Source organism: Paraburkholderia unamae (genome assembly GCF_003096875.1).
Lineage (GTDB): Bacteria > Pseudomonadota > Gammaproteobacteria > Burkholderiales > Burkholderiaceae > Paraburkholderia > Paraburkholderia unamae.
Genome location: NZ_QEOB01000001.1, coordinates 92,119 through 110,143 on the forward strand (window position 1 = coordinate 92,119; position 18,025 = coordinate 110,143).

Annotated in this window: 16 protein-coding genes and 1 pseudogene; 3 read left to right on the forward strand and 14 right to left on the reverse strand. The window is 67.8% G+C overall.

Going from position 1 to position 18,025, the window contains the following annotated elements; all coding sequences use genetic code 11:
• Nucleotide 1: 1 nt before the first annotated feature.
• The 11 genes from flgK to C7402_RS00480 form a co-directional block, all read right to left on the reverse strand.
• A complete protein-coding gene (gene flgK, locus C7402_RS00430; RefSeq protein WP_112169882.1) occupies nucleotides 2–2,035 on the reverse strand; it encodes a flagellar hook-associated protein FlgK in 2,034 nt (677 codons plus the stop codon).
• Nucleotides 2,036–2,219: 184 nt separating this feature from the next.
• Nucleotides 2,220–2,981 carry a flagellar brake protein gene (locus C7402_RS00435; RefSeq protein WP_112169883.1) on the reverse strand — a complete coding sequence of 254 codons (762 nt, stop codon included), beginning with the start codon at nucleotides 2,979–2,981 and terminating at the stop codon, nucleotides 2,220–2,222.
• Nucleotides 2,982–3,213: 232 nt separating this feature from the next.
• Nucleotides 3,214–4,194, reverse strand: a complete 981-nt coding sequence (gene flgJ, locus C7402_RS00440) for a flagellar assembly peptidoglycan hydrolase FlgJ (protein ID WP_116609315.1) — start codon at nucleotides 4,192–4,194, stop codon at nucleotides 3,214–3,216.
• Nucleotides 4,195–4,205: 11 nt separating this feature from the next.
• On the reverse strand, nucleotides 4,206–5,405 hold the full coding sequence (locus C7402_RS00445) for a flagellar basal body P-ring protein FlgI (RefSeq protein WP_112169885.1): 1,200 nt from the start codon (nucleotides 5,403–5,405) through the stop codon (nucleotides 4,206–4,208).
• The gene (locus tag C7402_RS00450; RefSeq protein ID WP_112169886.1) at nucleotides 5,399–6,115 is read right to left on the reverse strand and encodes a flagellar basal body L-ring protein FlgH; all 717 of its coding nucleotides are present in this window, start codon (nucleotides 6,113–6,115) and stop codon (nucleotides 5,399–5,401) included. Before C7402_RS00450 ends, C7402_RS00445 begins: the two co-directional genes overlap by 7 nt.
• Nucleotides 6,116–6,150: 35 nt before the next feature.
• Nucleotides 6,151–6,939: a flagellar basal-body rod protein FlgG gene (flgG, locus tag C7402_RS00455; RefSeq protein ID WP_112170272.1), complete on the reverse strand. Its 789-nt coding sequence runs from the start codon at nucleotides 6,937–6,939 to the stop codon at nucleotides 6,151–6,153.
• 74 nt (nucleotides 6,940–7,013) lie between these two features.
• Nucleotides 7,014–7,775 carry a flagellar basal-body rod protein FlgF gene (gene flgF, locus C7402_RS00460; RefSeq protein WP_112169887.1) on the reverse strand — a complete coding sequence of 254 codons (762 nt, stop codon included), beginning with the start codon at nucleotides 7,773–7,775 and terminating at the stop codon, nucleotides 7,014–7,016.
• Nucleotides 7,776–7,801: 26 nt separating this feature from the next.
• Nucleotides 7,802–9,055, reverse strand: a complete 1,254-nt coding sequence (flgE, locus tag C7402_RS00465; RefSeq protein WP_112169888.1) for a flagellar hook protein FlgE — start codon at nucleotides 9,053–9,055, stop codon at nucleotides 7,802–7,804.
• A gap of 38 nt (nucleotides 9,056–9,093) precedes the next feature.
• Nucleotides 9,094–9,738 (reverse strand): flagellar hook assembly protein FlgD, encoded by a 645-nt coding sequence (locus C7402_RS00470; protein ID WP_112170273.1) that lies wholly within the window; start codon nucleotides 9,736–9,738, stop codon nucleotides 9,094–9,096.
• A 206-nt stretch (nucleotides 9,739–9,944) separates the two neighbouring features.
• Nucleotides 9,945–10,370, reverse strand: coding sequence for a flagellar basal body rod protein FlgC (gene flgC / locus C7402_RS00475; RefSeq protein WP_112169889.1), 426 nt, complete (start codon nucleotides 10,368–10,370; stop codon nucleotides 9,945–9,947).
• A gap of 77 nt (nucleotides 10,371–10,447) precedes the next feature.
• Complete coding sequence (locus tag C7402_RS00480) at nucleotides 10,448–10,984, reverse strand: flagellar basal body protein (RefSeq protein WP_116609316.1); 537 nt, start codon at nucleotides 10,982–10,984, stop codon at nucleotides 10,448–10,450.
• A 246-nt stretch (nucleotides 10,985–11,230) separates the two neighbouring features.
• On the opposite strand from C7402_RS00480, the gene flgA reads away from it, so the two are divergent.
• From flgA to C7402_RS00495, 3 genes are all read left to right on the forward strand, one after another.
• Nucleotides 11,231–12,586 (forward strand): flagellar basal body P-ring formation chaperone FlgA, encoded by a 1,356-nt coding sequence (gene flgA / locus C7402_RS00485; RefSeq protein ID WP_116609317.1) that lies wholly within the window; start codon nucleotides 11,231–11,233, stop codon nucleotides 12,584–12,586.
• Between the two features lie 168 nt (nucleotides 12,587–12,754).
• Entirely contained in the window at nucleotides 12,755–13,120 is a 366-nt protein-coding gene (gene flgM, locus C7402_RS00490; RefSeq protein WP_112169891.1) for a flagellar biosynthesis anti-sigma factor FlgM, read from the forward strand.
• Between the two features lie 46 nt (nucleotides 13,121–13,166).
• The gene (locus C7402_RS00495) at nucleotides 13,167–13,610 is read left to right on the forward strand and encodes a flagella synthesis protein FlgN (RefSeq protein ID WP_112169892.1); all 444 of its coding nucleotides are present in this window, start codon (nucleotides 13,167–13,169) and stop codon (nucleotides 13,608–13,610) included.
• Between the two features lie 171 nt (nucleotides 13,611–13,781).
• On the opposite strand, the gene C7402_RS00500 is transcribed toward C7402_RS00495, so the two are convergent.
• The 3 genes and pseudogenes from C7402_RS00500 to flhF all read right to left on the reverse strand — a co-directional run bounded on the left by C7402_RS00500 (nucleotide 13,782) and on the right by flhF (nucleotide 17,890).
• On the reverse strand, nucleotides 13,782–14,513 hold the full coding sequence (locus tag C7402_RS00500) for an RNA polymerase sigma factor FliA (protein WP_112169893.1): 732 nt from the start codon (nucleotides 14,511–14,513) through the stop codon (nucleotides 13,782–13,784).
• 394 nt (nucleotides 14,514–14,907) lie between these two features.
• Nucleotides 14,908–15,732 (reverse strand): annotated as a pseudogene (locus C7402_RS00505) (MinD/ParA family ATP-binding protein); the annotation flags it as partial.
• Nucleotides 15,725–17,890 carry a flagellar biosynthesis GTPase FlhF gene (flhF, locus tag C7402_RS00510; RefSeq protein WP_116609318.1) on the reverse strand — a complete coding sequence of 722 codons (2,166 nt, stop codon included), beginning with the start codon at nucleotides 17,888–17,890 and terminating at the stop codon, nucleotides 15,725–15,727. The gene flhF and the pseudogene C7402_RS00505, both read right to left, overlap by 8 nt.
• Nucleotides 17,891–18,025 lie beyond the last annotated feature (135 nt).

An 18,025-nucleotide genomic window follows, 5' to 3' on the forward strand; every position in this document is an offset into this window, starting at 1 on the left:
ACTAAAAAATGCCGATCAAGGTCTGGAACAGCGAAGCCGCCGTCTGGATCACCTTGCTGTTGGCCTGATAGAGCTGCTGATATTGCAGCAGGTTCGCCGCTTCCTCGTCGAGGTTTACGCCCTGGACCGACTGCTGCTGCGAAGTGAGCTGCGTGACGAGCGACGCCTGCGACGTGCTTTGCGCCTTCAACTGGCTCGCGGTGTTGCCGATCGAGTTGACGTAGTTCGCGTACGCCGACGTCAGCGTGAGCGAACCGCTGAACGCCGTGCTCGACGTGAGGTTGGCGAGCGCGAGCGCGTTGCGGCCGTCCTGCGTGCCGCTCTTGTTGCCGTCGATGGTGAACGAGTCGTTGTTCGACGGCGTGCCCGACATCGTGAAGCTGATGTTGGTCGCGACGCCGTTGGCGCCTTTCGAATCCGTCAGGTTCGTGATCGTGTAGCTCGCGCCGTTGGTCGGGTCGTACGGCGGGTTCGTCGGAGGCGTCGTGGTGTTGTCGACCGTCACGGAGGTCGTGGCGCCACCCACCGTGACCTGCACGACCGTGCCGTTGGGCAGGCCGGTCAGCGTGCCTGCCGACGAGTCGTAGGTGAGTGTGGCCGGCAGGTTGGTGGTCGAATAGCCCGTGCCGACCGAGCCCTGCGTCACGTTGCCCGTGCCCGCGTTCGTCGTGGCGGCCGACACCACCACGGGCGTCGCCGCCGCGATCGCCGCAGGGTCGCTGGTCGCAACCGAGAAGGTCGAAAGCGGGTTGGCCGAGAGCGGCTGGATCGTGTACGAATCGTCCCCGGTCGGCGTGCTGGGAAGCGTGATCGAAAGACCGCCGATCGTGAACGGCGAGGTCGCGCCAGGCGTCGCGCTGTCGACCTTCGTGTTCGTCGTCGAGTCGGTCAGCGTCCAGGTGGACGAGGCGTTGTCGTAGCTGAGCGCATAGCTGTCGGTGAGCGTCAGCGCCGAGGTGTCGCCCGTGAGCTGCACGGACGGCGTGAGCGACGCGTCGGCGTTGCCCGAAGCCGCGGTGACGACCGGGCTGCCCACCGTGAAGAGATCGCCGCCGGCGCCACCCGAGAGCGTGAGCCCAAGCGCGTTTTGCGCATTCACCTGAGCGGCGAAGCTCGTGACGATCGCGCCCAGTTGCGCTTCGGCGGGATCGAGCGTGTCCTGCACGAACGAGACGAGACCGCCCACCGTGCCGCCTTGCAGCGCCGCCGAGTTCAACACCTGCGGCGTGCCGAGCGACGACGCGCTCGCGCCGTTCATACCCACCCACGTGACCGCCAGTTCCGACGAATTCGTGCTCGACGGCTGCGTGCCGAGGTTGTAGCTCTGGTTGCTCACCACGAGCGGCTGGCCGTTGCCGAGAAACACGCTGTAGCCGCTGCTGCCCTGCACGACCTGCACGCCGACCAGTTGCGAGAGGTTCGCGACCGCCTGGTCGCGCTGGTCGAGCAACTGGTTGGGCTGCTGGCCGGTCGCGCTCGCGCTCGTGATCTGCGCGTTGAGGTTGGCGATCTGCTGCGTGTAGCTGTTGATCTGCGTGACGGCGCTCGTGAGCTGCGTGTTCACGCTCTGGCGCATCGCGTCGTACTGCTGGCCAGCGGCGTTGATCTGCGTGGCGAGCGTCTGCGCGTCGGACAGCACGGTCTGGCGCGCGGCGGTGCTGGAAGGCGAATTCGAGACATTTTGCAGTCCCGAGAAGAAGTTCGTGACCGCCGTGGCGATGCCCGAGGTCGGGCTGCCCACGAGGTTCGAGAGCTGCGTGGCGAGCGTGTACGAAGCCGTGTACGAGCTGTTGGTCGACTGCGCGTTGTTGAGCGCCGTCGTGAGGTACTGGCTGTACGCGCGCTGCACGGTCGCGGTGGTGACGCCGCCGCCGATATAGCCGCTCGACGTGTACTGACCGGCCGACTCCTGGTACACCGGGGACTCGACGGTGTAGCCCGCCGTCGTCGAGTTGCTGATGTTCTCGCCGGTGGTCGCGATACCAATCTGTGCAGCCTGGAGGCCGCTCAGACCGATCGAGAAGATGTTGGACATGCGTGATCCTCGAAAACGGCCTGCCCCCTGGCAAACCGCGTGGGTGAACTCACGGTATAACGGCAGCGCGTTGCGAAAATTGAGCGCCCGATGAGGGCGAAAACGTTAGCGCGGGTGGGCTCGCGCTTCACGTCTGATGCCGGCGCAATGGGCGCAACGGGCGGGCGCACGCGCGCCCCTCGCCTCAAGCGCGCGCGAGCGCGCGACGCTTCATCTCGAGCTGCGTGATATAGCGCTGCAACGTGTTTTCGGACGCGCCGGGCAGCGCCTCGAAGCGAAAACCGAGGTGATAGCGGCGATCGCCATTGGGCAGGTCGATAAAGCGCAGCACCACGAGCGCGAGATCCACGCGCAGCTTGCCGTGCGCGCGCAGGTCGAGCTCGACGTCGGGCAGATGCAGGCCCATGTCGAGCACCGCGACGCGCTCGTCGGTCGTGCGCAGCCCGAGGCCGCCCAGCGACAAATCGTGCACCTCGTAGGCGAAGCGCTCGCCGCCGCTCGGCAGGTCGCCGCGGCAGATGCACGGTTCGAGCACGGGCGTGTCGACGCGGAAATACTCGCGCCGCTGCACGTAGAACAGCACTTCGGGGAAGTCGGCTTCGAACGCGGGGCGCCCTTCGAATTCGGTGCGGCGCGGCGTTGCCGTGGAGAACTCCACGCGCACGCCGTCGGGCGAGGCGTGGAACTGGCACTCGGGCGCGGCGAGCACGCCCGCGTTCTGCTCGGACATCGCGCCCCAGTCGAACACGAAGGTGCGCTCGCGTCCGTTGACGGCGAGAATGCGTGTGACGAGCTGCCCGCCGCGATACTGGAGCGTGAGGAAGTCGCCGCGGTTGACGAGGTTGCGTAGCTGGACGCCGATCTCAAGCGGATTGCGGCGCCCGAAATCGTGGGAGCCTTCCGCGCCCTCGCCTGCTTCCTGTGGATTCGACTGAACGGTATTCATCGGCCTGCCGGAAATTCGTGAACGTGCCGGCGCGCTGTCCGAGCTTGCCCGCGCGCGCCGTTCGGAGGGTATTTCCCCCCGGTCTGCTTTTTCATCTCGCCTGCATTAGCGGCAGTCCGGGCCAAAAATTTAGGGATTCGGCGTAAAAAAAACGCACCCTCGTCCGGTGCGCGGCGCGAGAGTGCGGCATTTTCCGGCTACGGCGCCGAAGCAACGTTTGCGCGGGGCGATCTTACGCCATCCGCTGCATGATGGTCAGAAGCTTCTTCGCGTAGTGCGGATCGGTCGCGTAGCCCGCGCGCTGCATGCCTTGCGCGAAGCCTTCGGCGCTCTTCGAGCCGTTGATCACCGACGCATAGCGCGGATTGCTCTTCAGCAGCGTGGCGTAGTCGGTCATCGCGTCCTCGTACGAGTCGTAGGCGCGGAATTTTTCCACCACGCGGTGCGGCTCGCCGTTCACGTATTCGGTCGTGAGTGTCGAGACGGTCTTGCCGGTCCAGTCCTTCGTCGCCTTGATGCCGAACACGTTGTGGCTCGTCGAGCCGTCGGCCTTCTTGATTTCACGCTTGCCCCAGCCCGATTCCAGCGCGGCCTGGCCGAGGATGAAGCGCGCCGGAATGCCGGTGCTGGAGCTGGCCTGCTGCGCGGCGTTGGCGAGCTTGTCGACGAAGGCATCCACCGAGGCGTCGCCGTTGCCCTTGACCGGCGGCGTGAGCGCGCTGTTGCCGCTGTAGCCCGAGCCGTTGGCGAGCGCGCCGTTGGCCGCCGCGTTGCCATAGGCGCGTCCGAGCGCGTTGAGCATCGCGAGGTTGCCCTCGCTCGCGTCGGAGCCCGACAGGCCCGAGATCGCGCCGGCCACGCCGCCCGCGCCATTCGCTCCGTTGGCGCCGCCCATGCTGCGCATGAGCTGCTTGAGCATGGCGTTCGCCACGCCGATGCCCTTGTTCGACATCTGCTGCGAGAGCTGCTGGTCGAGCATCGAGGTGAACTGCGCGCTGTCGTGCGAGTCGAGCGGGCCGTCGTCGGGCGTCGCGTCGCGCATGCTCTTGAGCATCATCTGCGTGAATACGGCGTCGAACTGCTTGGCGGCCATCTTCACGCCCTGCTGCGGCGAGGCGTTGGCGGCCGCGCGCATGGAGTCGAAACCCTGCACGTCGAGCGCGAAGCGGTTGGTCAGATCGAGGCTGCCGCCGATGTTCTTCGTGTTATCCAAGTTTCACCCCCTTAGATGATCTCGAGGTCGGCGCGCAGCGCGCCCGCCGCCTTCATCGCCTGAAGGATCGACATGAGGTCCGCCGGCGTCGCGCCGAGCGCATTGAGCGCCTTCACGACTTCAGCGAGATTGGCGCCCGCGGTCACGAGCTTGAGCGATCCGTTGTCCTGCTTTAGCTGGATTTGCGACTGGCGCGTCGCCACTGTCTGGCCGTTGGAGAACGCGCCGGGCTGGCTCACCGCCGTCTGCGTGTTCACGACCACGGAAAGATTGCCGTGCGCGACCGCGCAACTGTCGAGCGTGACCATCTGGTTCATCACGATCGAGCCGGTGCGCGCGTTCAGGATCACCTTGGCGGCCGGCTGGGCCGGGCTCACGTTGAGATCCTGGATCTGCGCGATGAAGCCCACCTGCGCCCCGGGGTCGGCCGGTCCGTGCACCTGGATCGTGCGGCCGTCGAGCGGCATGGCCGTGCCCTGGCCGAACATGTTGTTGACCGCCGAGACGATGCGCTGCGTGGTGTCGTAGTCCATGTCGTTGACGGTCATCGTGAGGATGCCGCCTTGCTGCGAGACCGGCGACACCACGGCGCGCTCGACGATCGCGCCGCCCGCGATGCGGCCCGCCGCGAGCTGGTTCACCTGCACCCGGCTGCCGTTGGCCGAGGCGCCCGCGCCGCCCACGGCCACGTTGCCCTGGGCGAGCGCGTAGACCTGGCCGTCGGCGCCCTTGAGCGGCGTGAGCAGCAGCGTGCCGCCGCGAATGCTCTTCGCGTTGGCGAGCGACGACACGGTGATGTCGATCTGCTCGCCGGGCCGCGCGAACGGCGGCAGCACGGCCGTGACCATGACCGCGGCCACGTTCTTCAACTGCATGTTGTTGAGCGTGGACGACGAACCCGAGGCCGTCGACGTGTTGTTGATCGAAATGCCCAGGTTCGCGAGCATGTTCGCGAGCGTTTGCGTCGTGAACGGCGCCTGGGTGGTCTGGTCGCCGGTGCCGTCCAGACCCACCACGAGGCCGTAGCCGATGAGCGGGTTGTCGCGCACGCCCTGGAACGTGGCCAGGTCTTTCACGCGCTCGGCGCGCGCGGGCGTGGCATAGGCGACGAGCGCGCCGCAGGCGAGCACGAAGCCGAACGCCACGCCGAAGGCGGCGAGCACGTCCTTCACGCGCGAGTGGCGCGAACGATGGAAGCGGATCTTCACCATGGCGCGATGTTCAGGAAAAAGCGTTGCAGCCAGCCCATCGTCTCGGCCTCGTCGATCACGCCCTTCGCGGAGTATTCGATCTTCGCGTCGGCGACGTCGGTGGAGAGCACGGAGTTGTCTCCGGCAACGGTGTTCGGATTGACGACGCCGGAAAGGCGCACGTATTCATTGCCCTGGTTGATGAGCATCTGCTTCTCGCCGGAGACGACGAGATTGCCGTTGGGCAGCACGTTCGTGACGGTCACGGTAATCACGCCCGTGAACGTGTTCGAGGCATTCGCGCCGCCCGTGGCGTCGAACTGGTTCGCACCCGACGCCGCGAGGTTGGCGCGCGAGAAGAAGCCCGGCGCGAAGCCGTAGGTCGGCACCTGGAAGCTCGTGCTGCCGCCGCGCTTGGTATTCGCGCCCGAGGACTTGGTCGCGTTGATGTTTTCGGAGATGACGATCGTGAGAATGTCGCCGATATTGCGCGGACGCTGGTCCTCGAACAGCGGCCTGCCTGCGTAGCCGGGGTTGTAGATCGCACCCGGCGAGTTGTTGACGGGCGGCGCGGGCGGCACCGCCGTCATGGGCTGCTGCGTGATCGGCTGCCTGTTCGGGATGTAGGCGCAGCCCGCGAGCAACGCGAGCGCCACGCCCGCCACGAGCGCGCGGGGGTGGCCCGGATGCGCCGCGCGGGTGCGAGGATGGGTTCGTACGGACTGCGACATGCTGATCACCGACTCGTTTAACTAAGGACCTGTCCTCAGACCGACATCTGGCTGAGGGTTTGCAGCATCTGGTCGGAAGTGGTGACCGCCTTGCTGTTGATTTCGTAGGCGCGCTGCGTCTCGATCATGTTCACGAGCTCCTGCACCACGTTCACGTTCGACGCTTCCACATAGCCCTGGTTGAGCGTGCCCGAGCCGTTCTGGCCCGGCGTGGACACCGTGGGCGCGCCCGACGAAGCCGTTTCCGACATCAGGTTCTGCCCGTTCGACTGAAGGCCGGCCGGGTTGATGAACATGGCGATCTGGAGCGAGCCGATGGTCGTGTTGTTGACCGAGCCCGGCGTCGTGACCGTGACCACGCCGTCGCTGCCGATGGTGAGCGAGGTGGCGTTGGCGGGCACCGTGATCGCCGGGATCACCTGGTAGCCGCTGGAGGTCACGAGCTGGCCCTGCGAGTTGGTCTGGAACGAGCCGTCGCGCGTGTAGGCCGTGGTGCCGTCGGGCATCTGCACCTGAAAGAAGCCCGCGCCGTTGATCGCCACGTCCTTCGAGTTGCCGGTCTGTTGCAGATTGCCTTGCGTGTAGAGACGCTCGGTCGCCACCTGCTGCACGCCGGTGCCCACCTGGCTGCCCGAGGGCAGTTCGGTTTCCTGGGTCGAGTTCGCACCCGGCTGGCGCAGCGTCTGGTACATGAGGTCCTCGAACACCGCGCGCGAGCCCTTGAAGCCGTTGGTGCTCACGTTCGCGAGGTTGTTCGAAATCACGTCCATCTGTGACTGCTGGGCCTGCATGCCGGTGGCGGCGATGTAAAGCGATCGGTTCACGGTGTCTTTCTCCCGGCCCGGCTTCGCGCGGCGCATGATGCGGCGCGAGCGGCCTTCAATGGCTTCGAAATGGCTTAGCTGCTGAAGTTGAGCAGCTGGTTCGCGCTCTGCTCGTTCTGGTCGGCGTTCTGCAAGAGCTTGGTCTGCATCTGGAACTGCCGCGCGTTGGCGATCATCGAGACCATCGCCGCCACGGGGTTCACGTTGCTGCCCTCGAGCGACTCGGTGGCGATCTGCACGGTCTGGTCCGCGTCGGCGGGGTTGCCGTCCGCCGTGCGAAAGAGGCCGTCGTCGCCGCGCGTGAGCGAGCCCGCGGGCGGGTTGACGAACTTGATCTGGTCGATCATGGCGATCGCCATCGGCGGGCTGCCCGGCGCGATGGCCGACACCGTGCCGTCCGTGCCGATCGTGACCGCCGAGCCCGGAGGCACCGCGATCGGGCCGCCGCCGCCGATCACCTGCTGGTTGCTGGCCGTGACGAGCTGGCCGTTTTCATCGACGTGCAGGTTGCCCGCACGCGTGTAGGCCTCGTTGCCGTCGGCCGTCTGCACGGCGATGAAACCCGCGCCCTGCACGGCGATGTCGAGCGGGTTGCCGGTGTGCGAGATCGCACCGGGCGTCATGTCCGAGCCTGGCGTCGACGAGAGCACGTAGGTGCGCGTGGTCTGGTCGTTCACCGTCGAGCCGTCGCCGAACGACATCGGCACGGCGCGAAAGTTGGCGAGCTGCGCGCGAAAGCCCGTGGTCGAGACGTTCGCAAGGTTGTTCGCGACGACGGCCTGCTGCTCGAGCGCCTGGCTCGCGCCCGTCATCGCGGTATAGATCAGTCGGTCCATGATGTGCCCGGTGCGTGGTTAGGCGCTTACATCTGCAACAGCGTCTGGTCGACGGTCTGCTGCGTCTTGATGGTCTGCGCGTTCGCCTGGTAGTTGCGCTGCGCCGTGATCAGGTCGACGAGCTGGTTGGTCAGATCCACGTTCGACGCTTCGAGCGCGCCGCCCGTGAGCGTGCCGTGGTTCGTGCTGCCCGGCGTCGAAACCTGCGCGACGCCCGAGGCGGCCGTCTGCTGGAACTGGTTGCCGCCCAGGTTCAGGAGGCCGTTCGGGTTGTTGAAGTTGGCGAGCACGATCTGGCCGAGCGCCATGGTCTGGCCGTTCGAGTAGTTGCCGGTGATGGTGCCGTCCGAGCCGATCGTGAAGTTCGACAGCGTGCCGCTCGCGTAGCCGTCCTGCGCGAGGTTGTTCACGCCCGAGGCGCCGCCGTATTGCGTCGTGCCGGTGAAGTTGAGGGTCAGGCTGAGCGGCGAGGCGCCGTCGTCGAGCTTGGTCGGGTCGGCCGTCGATGCGACGTTGAGCTTGAACTCGCCGAGCGCGGCGGTTGCGGTGCCCGTGGAGTCGGTCGTGGCCGTCAGCGCGCCCGACGAATCGAACGACATCGTGCCGAGATCGGTCGTCTGGCCGGCGGCGACGGCATAGACTTGAGCCGAGCCGGTTGCGTTCTGCACGAAATACAGGTTGACCTGCTGCGTGCCGCCGAGCGAGTCGTAGGCCGTGATCGACGTCGAGTAGTTGTAGCTGGTCGAGTCGGTCGGATCGAACGTCTTCGTCGTCGGCGCCGTGGCCTGCGCGTTCAGGTTCAGCTGCGCGGTGATGTTCGACGTCGGCAGCGGTGCGATGTTGGTGGTCGGCACCTTCAGCGCCACGGTTTGCGCCGAGTTGATCACGCCGTTCGAATCGGCGGCGTAACCCATCAGGTCGTTGCCCGCCGCGTCGGTGATGTAGCCGTTCTTGTCGAGCTGGAACACGCCGTTACGCGAGTACGTGATCGTGCCGTTGTTCGACATCTGGTAGAAGCCGTTGCCGTTGATGGCGACGTTCAGCGCCTGGCCCGTCGTGGTGATCGTGCCTTGCGAGAAGTCCTGCTGCACGGTCGAGAGTGCGGCGCCGAGGCCGATCTGGTTGCCCACCGCCGTCGCGACGGTGTTCGCGTACACGTCGGCGAACTGCGCCGTGCTTTGCTTGAAGCCGGTCGTGTTCGCGTTGGCGATGTTGTTGCCAATCACGTCGAGGTCGTTCGACGCCGCGGCGAGGCCGCTCAATCCTTGCTGGTAGCCCATGTTCGTCTACTCCGCGCTGTTTGCGTTGATTATCGTGTTCAGAGAATGGCGCCGACGCTCGAGAGCGCGACGGTCTTGCCGTTGGCGAGCGAGAGGCTCGCGGAGCCGTCCGACTGCTGGACCACGCCCTGCACCTGGCTCGCGACGAGCGCCGTGGCGGTGGCCGACTGACCGTTGGTCGTCGCGCTCGCGGTGATCGTGTAGGTGCCGTCGGCGACCGTGTTGCCCGAGGTGTCCTTGCCGTTCCAGGTGACCGGCACCGTGCCCGCCGACTGCGCGCCGAGGTCGAGCGTGTTGACGACCTGGCCTGCCGAGTTCGTGATCGTGAGCTTCACGTCCGACACCGCCGAAGGCAGCGTCACGCCGAGCTGCGGCGCCGTGCCGCTCGACACGGCGGCGCTGCTGCCGGGGGCGAGCACGGTCGAGCCGATCAGCAGCGCGGCCTGGGCGTTCTGGCCCGCCGAAAGCTGCGTGGAGAGCGACGAGAGCGACGTGTTGAGCTGCTGGATGCCCGAGACCGTATTGATCTGCGCGAGCTGCGACGTCATCTGCGAGCTGTCCATCGGATCGGTCGGATCCTGGTTCTGCAACTGCGCGACGAGCAGTTGCAGAAACGTGGTTTGCAGATCGCTCGCACTCGTGCCGCTCGTCGACGAGGACGAGCTGGAGCTCGTGCCGTTCATGGTGTCGAGCAGTTGCTGCGACACGGTGGCGGTGCTGCCGCCGATGGTTGTGTTGCTGGAACTCAACGCGTTCTCCTCGATTGCGCTTCGTGCTTGGCGTGTGGTGACGGGCGCTGGATGGTTTCGCGCCCGCTGGTCTCTGTGTTTGCTGCGTTATGCGTGCGGTGCCGATGGGGCCGCTTCACGTCCCTGCTTCAGGTCCCGCTTCACGTCCCGATCGTGAGCGTCTTGAGCATCAACTGCTTGGCCGTGTTCAGCGTTTCGACGTTGGCCTGGTACGAGCGCGACGCCGAGATCATGTTCACCATCTCCTGCACCGGATCGACGTTGGGCATCGTCACGTAGCCGTCCGCGTTGGCGGAGGGGTTGGACGGGTCGTAGGTCTGCTTCATGGGCGTGGGGTCGTCCACCACGCCCGTCACCTTCACGCCGCCCACCTGCTGGCCCGAGGCCGTGCGCGCGCCGCCGAGCGGATTGACCGCGAACACCACCTGTTTCGCCTTGTAGGGCTGGCCGTCGGGGCCGGTCGTGCTGTCGGCGTTGGCGAGATTGGACGCCGTCACGTTCAGTCGCTGCGATTCCGCCGTCATGGCGGAGCCCGCAACGCTGAAGATGTTCATCAGGGATGGCATGGTTTCGTTGACCTCACATCAGGTGCGCGCCGCTGCGCGCGTTGGTCGCTGCTTCATTCGTGTTCCGGGCGCGCCGCTCAGGTCGAGCCCGAGGTGATGGCGGAGAGCATCGTCTTGATCTGCTGCGAGACGACGGTCATGCCCGACTCGAAGTGCAGCGCGTTGTCGGCGAACTGCACGCGCTCGGTGTCGAGATCGACCGTGTTGCCGTCGAGCGCGGGCTGCATCGGCACGCGGTACATGAGCTGGCTCTTGTAGGTGTCGGCCGGGCCGCCCGTCGGGATCAGCTTCGCGTCGCCGGCCATGTGGCCCGGCGTCGTGGACGACATCTGCATGCCGCTCGTCACGCCTGCGGGCTGCGCCATGGCGAGCGGCTGGGCGTTGCCGCCCGCCGTGCCCGCCACCGCGGCAACCAGTCCCGTCGCGCCGGCTGCGGCGCCCGTGCCCGACTGCCGCAGCGCGCCCGCGAGCGAAGCCGCGAAGTCGACGTCGCGCGCCTGGTAGCCCGGCGTGTCGGCGTTCGCGATGTTCGACGAGATCAACGCCTGCCGCGTGGCGCGCACGTCGAGCGCTTCGCGCCCGAAGGCGAATTCGGCATCGAGTTTGTCCAGCATCGGGCGTTCTCCGTGACGCGAAAGGTGGATCGGCGTGAGCGCGGCGGCATCGCCAGCGGCGTGGAAACCGGCGCAAACGTTAAGCGCGCGGCCCGCAAGCCTTTGCGCATGGAGTGGAATCTTAGGCGGGGCTGGCAAGAACCAATCGGACGAATAGCCGGTAAAGCGCCCCTCTATTCGACGCAAGCTCGCGGGGGGCGCCGCCTAGAATGCGAGGCGTGTCAATGCATTCGATGGAGAACGACGATGCCGCAGACTGCCTCTTTCCGTGGGCCGCGCGCCGGCCTGGAACGGCGAGCGCGCGCCTTGTCGTGGGCGTTGCCAGGCGTTTTGCCGTGGGCCGCTTCATGCGCCTGCGCGCTCGCCTTCGTGCTGGGCGGCACGGCCGCGCACGCGCAGAGCGCGCCGCAGGGCGCGGGCGGCCAGGTCTTTATCGCGGGTAACGGCGACCGCGCAGGCACCGACGCCGCGCAGATGAGCGCGATGCTCGCGACGAACGCCACGAATGCCACGAATACGAAGCCGGCCAGTGCCGCCGCGAGTGCGCAAGCCGGTACGCCCGCGCCGCTGCGCGCGGCGAGCTACGCCGACCTCAACGCGCACGGCGTGCCCGAAGATGCGCGCGCCGGCGTCGATTCCGCCGGCATGATCACGATCCCCGGCCCCGGCGAGCGCACGTCGCAAGCCGACGCGCCGCGCATCGTCACGATTCCCGCGCCGGGCACGAGCGCGCAGCCTGCACGTGTGCCGCCCGCCAGCGTGAACAGCGCGACAAACAACGCGGCAAACAGCGCGGCAAACAGCGCGGGCGCGCTGCAACGCGTGAACGTCGCGAGCGCGGCGAACCGCGTGGCGCCCGTGGTGGTCGACGCCGCGAGCGCGAACGGCGCGCCCGCCGCGAAGCCGGTTGCGAGCGCAGGCGCAAACACAGGCACAAACGCCAGCGCGGTCGCCATGAACACCCAGGCCACACCGCCCGGCCAGCAGGACGGCGAATCGATCCGCGCCGCCGCGCTGGCCTTCCTTCAGCAGCAGTCGGCGGGGTTGCCCGGCCGCGTGACGGTCACGGTCTCGCCGGTGTTCCCGCGCGGCCTTGCGGCCTGCACTTCGCTCGAACCGTTCATGCCGCCGGGCGCGCGCACGTTCGGCCGCACGACCGTGGGCATGCGCTGCATCGGCGCGAAGCCGTGGACGCTCTACGTGGGCGCGCGCGTCGCCGTCGACATCACGTACTACGTGGCCGCCCGCCAGATCGGCGCGGGCGAGGCCCTCTCGGCCGCCGACTTCATGCCGCTCTCGGGCGACCTCGCGAGCCTGCCGCAGACCGTCGTCACCGACCCCAACCAGGCGAGCGGCGCCGTCGCCCGCATGCGCATCTCCGCCGGCCTGCCGCTGCGCACCGACATGCTGCGCAGCGCGGCGTCGGTCATCATCGGACAGACCGTCAAGGTGATCGCCGTGGGCACCAATTTCACGATCTCCGCCGAAGGCAGCGCGCTCAGCAACGCGGAGCCGGGCCAGCAGGTGCGCGTGCGCACGAGCGGGGGCCAGGTCATCACCGGCGTGGTCAAGGACGCCGGCACGGTGCAGATCCAGATTTAGGGCGGATTGGGATGAGACGGATCGAGCGTGTCTTGAACGGGCCTGGTTGCGCCCCGGTTGCGACTGTGTGCGCCAGCACACGTAACAGCGTGTAACGGCGGGACTTTCGCGCTAAAGTTCAGCCCGCCTCATGCCGTTATCAAGGTCAAATCGATCAGGAAGCCCATCGTGAAAGTTGACTCCTCCACCCGCAATGATCCGCGCGCGCTTCAAGATGGCGTCGCGCGTTCGCAAGGCGATTCGGCTGGCGCCGTGAGCGCCTCGAATACCGCGGCCACGTCCGGCGCCGCTGGCAGCGCGAGCGCCGCGAACGCGTCCGGCGCTTCACAAGGCGATGCGAACGTGAGCCTTTCTTCCCTCTCCTCCACGCTGCGCTCGCTCGCAGCGAGCGGCGCGGCCGATATCGACGTGGCGCACGTGCAGTCGATCAAGGACGCCATCAGCAACGGCACGTTGCAGATCGACGCCGGCAAGATCGCCGACGGCGTGCTCCAGACCGCGCGCGAGCTGATGAGGCCCGCGTCGGGCAACTGATGACGCCCGCGTGCTGCGCAAACACTGAATTTTCTGGTGCCCCTCGATGAAAGATGCCCTGCTAGCCACGCTGATCGACGAACACGCCACGGTTGAGGCGTTCGCGTCGCTGCTCGCCTATGAAGAAAAGGCGCTCGTGTCGGCCGACGGCATGGAGGCGCTGCCGCAGATCGTCGAGCAGAAGACCACGCTCACGCAGCGTCTGGCGGGCCTCGAAAAGGCGCGCGACGCGCAACTGGCGGGCCTTGGCCTGCCGGGCGGGCGCAAGGGCATCGAGATGGCCTGTGACGGCGACGCGCGCCTCACGAGCCAGTGGGCGCTGCTCAAGGGCTCGACCGAGCGCGCGCGCCGCAAGAACCTCACGATCGGCATGATGATCCGCACGCGCATGGAGCATAACCGGCGCGCGCTGGCGATCCTGCGCGGCGAGACGGGCAATGGCGCGATGCTGTACGGTCCCGACGGACGGCTGCCGGCGTTCGGGCTGTAGGCGGGCTGTAGGCGTTTGGGCGGTGCGTAAAAAAAGCCGGAGCGGGGACGCTTCGGCTTTTTTGTTGGTGCGAGCCTCTTTGCCCCAAAAAGAAGAGCCGAAGCGCTCCCGCACCCCGGCTCTCGCACTGCGCCCGGCCCGCGAACCGCACACGCGGGGCCGTCTATCGCCTCAATTCTCCGCGCTCGCCCACGACATCTCGCGCAGCCGCGTGCGCAGGCGCGCCACGGCCTGGCTGTGCAGCTGGCACACGCGCGACTCGCTCACCTCCATCACCGCGCCGATCTCGCGCAGGTTCATGCCACGCTCGTAGTAAAGCGACATCAGCAGCTTCTCGCGCTCGGGCAGGCGCTCGATCGCCTCGACGAGCGCGCCGCGCAGGCTGTCGTCGAGCAGCGCCGAAAGCGGGTCCGAGTGATCGACGCAGTAGCGGTCGAGAAACGGCTCGTCCTCGGCCGAGCGGTCGAAGTCTTCGTAGTAGATGAGCTGGCTGCCATGCAGGTCCTGCAACATCGACTGGTATTCGTCGAGCGGCATGTTCAGGTGATCGGCGACCTCGGTTTCGCTCGCCGAGCGGCCAAGACGCTGCTCCACCTGGTGCACCGCGCTCTCCACTTCGCGCGACGTACGGCGCAGGCTGCGCGGCAACCAGTCGTTGCTGCGCAGCTCGTCGAGCATCGCGCCGCGAATGCGCTGGCTCGCATAGGTCTCGAACTGCGCGCCCTGATCTTCCTTGTAGCGGTTCGCCGCGTCGAGCAGGCCGATCATGCCGGCCTGGATCAGATCGTCGAGGTCGACGCTCGCCGGCATTTTGGCGACGAGCTGCAACCCCAGCCGCCTCACGAGCGGCGCGTACTTCGCAAGCACGTCGGCCTGCGAAATTTTTCCTTGAGCGTTATACATCGTGCTCTCCACTTCTCATGTCCCTCGCTGCGTCGTGCGCACGTCAGACGTGCTGCGGCGACGGCCGCTGCGCGGGCGTCTCGGCCAGCCAGCCCACGTGGGCCGGCGCGGTCGCGGATGGTGCATCGGGTGCGGTATGCACACCCGTCACGGCCGCCACGAACGAATCTGCGTTCGCGGCGAGCGTGCTGTGTGCGGCGTGTCCTGCATGTGCTGCCTGTGCTGCGTTTGTCCCGTCGGCGGCTTGCGGCGCGCCGTCCGTGACATCCCTGCCGTGGGCGTCATGCCGGGCATGCGCGTCACGGGATTCCTGCGTGGCGAGGTCCGGCTGGTCCTCGAGTGCTTCAGTCGACGCGCCGACTTGCGGGTCGTCGGCGTCGATAGCCGCGAACGGCGCGCGCCCGCGCGCCGTGGCCGGCGAGCACGCCGAAACGGCGGGACGCATCGGCCAGTGCGGCAGCTCCGCGGCCACGTGGCGGAAGTCGCGCGCGGCGGCCGTGGACGGAAACGCATCGACGATGCAGCGCGCGAGCTTGAACGCCTGCGCCATATACGGGTCGGCGGCGACGTAGCCCGCGCTTTCGAGCGACACGCTCAGGTAGCGCCCCGCCACACCCGCGAGATTTTCGATGGCGGCTTGCGCGTCGGGCACGTTCGTCACGTGGTTCGCGAGCACGCGGAACTGTGCGATCGCATGCGCGAAGTGCAGCCGCTTCATGCACGCGTAGGCGTCGGTGATCGCCTGCGCGCCGATGCGCATCACGATCAGCACGTCGTGTGCGTGCATGGCGAGCGGCGAGAGCGCGCCTTCGGCGTCGAGCTGCGCGTCGATCAACACGATGTCGGCGGGGCCCGAGAGCACCTTTTGCAGTTGCGCGCTCGTGTACTGGGCGCGGTTGTCGCGCGAGGCGGCCAGCACGCCGAAACCGAGCGCGTGACGGCCGACGGCTTCTTCGAGCGTGCGCTCGCCGCGCATCACGGCGGCGAAGTTGCCCGCGCCGCGCACACCGCCCACGAGCGCGCACACGGAGCGCGGCCCCAGGCACTCGTCGACGATGAGCACATCCTTGCCCTGCGCGGTGAGCGCCGCCGCGAGATTGACCACGGCGGTCGTGCGCCCGGGCGCGCCAGCGCCGCCCGTCACCGCCACCACGCGCGAGCCTTCGCGCGCCAGCAGGCGCCGCAGCCCCTCTGCCTGATCGATCACGAACTTATCCAAACCTGACCTCGGGAGCCTGCGAATTCGAACGCGTCGAGAGTGCCGACAGCAGCGCGGGGATATCGTCTTCGTGCGGCACGAACGGCGAACTCTCTCGCGGAATGCAGAACGCGCTGCGGATCAGGAAGCGGCGCGTCGCCACGTAAAGGTTCTCGGGGACTTTCTGGCCCGTCGAAACGTAGTGGACCGGCAGCTTGTAGCGCAGCACCGTGTCGAGCGCGCTGCCGAGGTTGGTCGCCTCGTCGAGCTTGGTGAGGATGCAGCCCGTGAGCGGTGCGTTTTCGCTCTGGTAGGCCTGCACGACTTCGTTGAGCGTGTCGCCGTGGTTGGTCGCCGAGAGGAGCAGCAGGCGCTGCACCGGGCGGCCCGCGCCGCACAGCATGGCGATCTGGTCGGCCACGGCGCGGTCGCGCTGGCTCATGCCGATCGTGTCGATCAGCACGATGTGCTTGTTCTTGAGTTCCGTGAGCGCGAGTTGCAGGTCCGCGCCGTCGCGCACCGCGTGCACCGAAACGCCGAGGATCTTGCCGAAAATGCGCAGTTGCTCGTGGCCGCCGATACGGTAGCTGTCGGTGGTGAGCAGCGCGACCTTGCTCGCGCCGAAGCGCATCACGCAGCGCGCGGCGAGCTTGGCCGTGGTCGTGGTCTTGCCCACGCCCGTCGGGCCCATCAGCGCGAACACGCCGCCGCGCTCCATGAGCGCCTCTTCGTCTTCGAGCACGGGCAGGTTCGATTCGAGCATCGACTGGAGCCACTCCATGCCGGCTTCTTCGGTCTCGACCGCGGGCAGGCGGTCGATCATCATCTTTACGAGCTGCGCCGAGAAACCCGCGGCGAACAGCTGCTTGGTGAGCGCGCCTTGCACCGGGCTGCGGCGCTGGCGCTCGCCCCACAGGAGGCCCGCGAACTGCTCTTCCATCATGCCGCGCATCGAAGCGAGCTCGTTCATCACGGTCTCGTTGACCACCTGTTCGATGCGTGAGCGGATCGCTTCGCTCACCGTCTGCGCCGCGTTCGCGGGCGCGCCTTCGGCGGCCGCTTGCGCGTTGCGGTTGGCGGTGACGGGCGGCGGGCCCGCGGCGTCGGGGCTGTGGCCGAGACGCTGCGCTGCGCGGCGCGCGGCCGCGTGGGCCGCTTCGAGCGCCCAGTCGGGCGTGCTCGCGTCGATGTCGGGCGGGCGCACCGGGTCGGCGACACTGCCCATACCCCGCGCCGCCGCGGCCGAGGGCGTCATGCCCGGCTCGCGCACGCCGTTCTGCTGGTTCGCGATCCGGCGGGCGTGGTCGATGAGCCACGGGTTCGATTCGGCCATCGTGCGCGGCGCCGAAAGCGCTTCGGGCGAGGCGTGGGCGGCGGCCTGTTCGAGACGCGAGGCGGCTTCGCGGGCGGCGACGGGCGCGTCGGAGACCGTGGCGGCGTTGATCTGCATGCCGTTGGCGGCCGGGTTCACGCCCGGGGCAAACGATGGCGCGAACGTTGGCGCGATAGTCGGTGCGATGGTTGATGCGGTCGAAGCGGAAGCCGGCTCGCTCATGCCATGCAGCGGCGGCAGCAGCGAGGCGTGCGGATTCGGCATCGCCTGACGAGTGGGTTGCGGCGCGGCCTGCATGGTGGATTGCAGCGTCGGCGGCATCGGCGAGCGCGTGGCCTGCTGGCCCGCTGCGGCGCGCGACGAGGCCGGCGCGGCGTCCTGGCCGAGCGAAACGGCGGCGTCGGCGGCGTGATCGCTGTCGGCGTCGGCGTCTGCATCGGCGCTCGCGCCGTCACCTTCCGCGCCCACTTCGGGGCTCGCGCCGAACACCGACGAGAACACATCCGGCATGCCGCTCGCATAGGGGTTCGCACCCGTGGCCGCAGCGGCCGGGGCCGCGCCGCTCAACGGCGCGCCCAGCGCGGCGCGCGGCGTGCGAGGCATTTGCGTCGCGGCGGCGGACGGCTGCGCGAAGCCGCCGGCCTGAGCGCCTTGAGCGCCCTGCCCTTGCGCGGCGCCATCGGCGGGCGCGATTGCCGCGAGGTCGCGATCCGCGAGCGCGACGATTTCGACGCTGCCGTCATCGAGCGTGCGGTTCGACAACACGACGGCATCCGCACCCAGCGCTTCGCGTACGAGCCGTAACGCGTCGCGGCTGTTGCCACCGATGAATTTGCGAATGTTCAAGCTGAGCCCCTGATGAGGTGAGCGGCTTAGGCCGCCGCCGGACGTCTGTTGCTGGAATGGCGCGGAATAGCTGCTGGCCGCGCGTCACGCGCAAAGCCTTTTCCGATGTTGGAATTATTTCGAAGGCACGCCCTT

Coding starts and splice junctions, on each gene's coding strand:
- flgF (WP_112169887.1), bottom strand. CDS start 7,775: ATGGACCGACTGATCTATACCGCGATGACGGGCGCGAGCCAGGCGCTC.
- C7402_RS00470 (WP_112170273.1), bottom strand. CDS start 9,738: ATGAACGGCACGAGCTCCAGCTCGTCCTCGTCGACGAGCGGCACGAGT.
- C7402_RS00435 (WP_112169883.1), bottom strand. CDS start 2,981: ATGAATACCGTTCAGTCGAATCCACAGGAAGCAGGCGAGGGCGCGGAA.
- flgE (WP_112169888.1), bottom strand. CDS start 9,055: ATGGGCTACCAGCAAGGATTGAGCGGCCTCGCCGCGGCGTCGAACGAC.
- flgC (WP_112169889.1), bottom strand. CDS start 10,370: ATGCCATCCCTGATGAACATCTTCAGCGTTGCGGGCTCCGCCATGACG.
- C7402_RS00445 (WP_112169885.1), bottom strand. CDS start 5,405: ATGGTGAAGATCCGCTTCCATCGTTCGCGCCACTCGCGCGTGAAGGAC.
- flgA (WP_116609317.1), top strand. CDS start 11,231: ATGCCGCAGACTGCCTCTTTCCGTGGGCCGCGCGCCGGCCTGGAACGG.
- C7402_RS00495 (WP_112169892.1), top strand. CDS start 13,167: ATGAAAGATGCCCTGCTAGCCACGCTGATCGACGAACACGCCACGGTT.
- C7402_RS00480 (WP_116609316.1), bottom strand. CDS start 10,984: ATGCTGGACAAACTCGATGCCGAATTCGCCTTCGGGCGCGAAGCGCTC.
- C7402_RS00500 (WP_112169893.1), bottom strand. CDS start 14,513: ATGTATAACGCTCAAGGAAAAATTTCGCAGGCCGACGTGCTTGCGAAG.
- flgK (WP_112169882.1), bottom strand. CDS start 2,035: ATGTCCAACATCTTCTCGATCGGTCTGAGCGGCCTCCAGGCTGCACAG.
- C7402_RS00450 (WP_112169886.1), bottom strand. CDS start 6,115: ATGTCGCAGTCCGTACGAACCCATCCTCGCACCCGCGCGGCGCATCCG.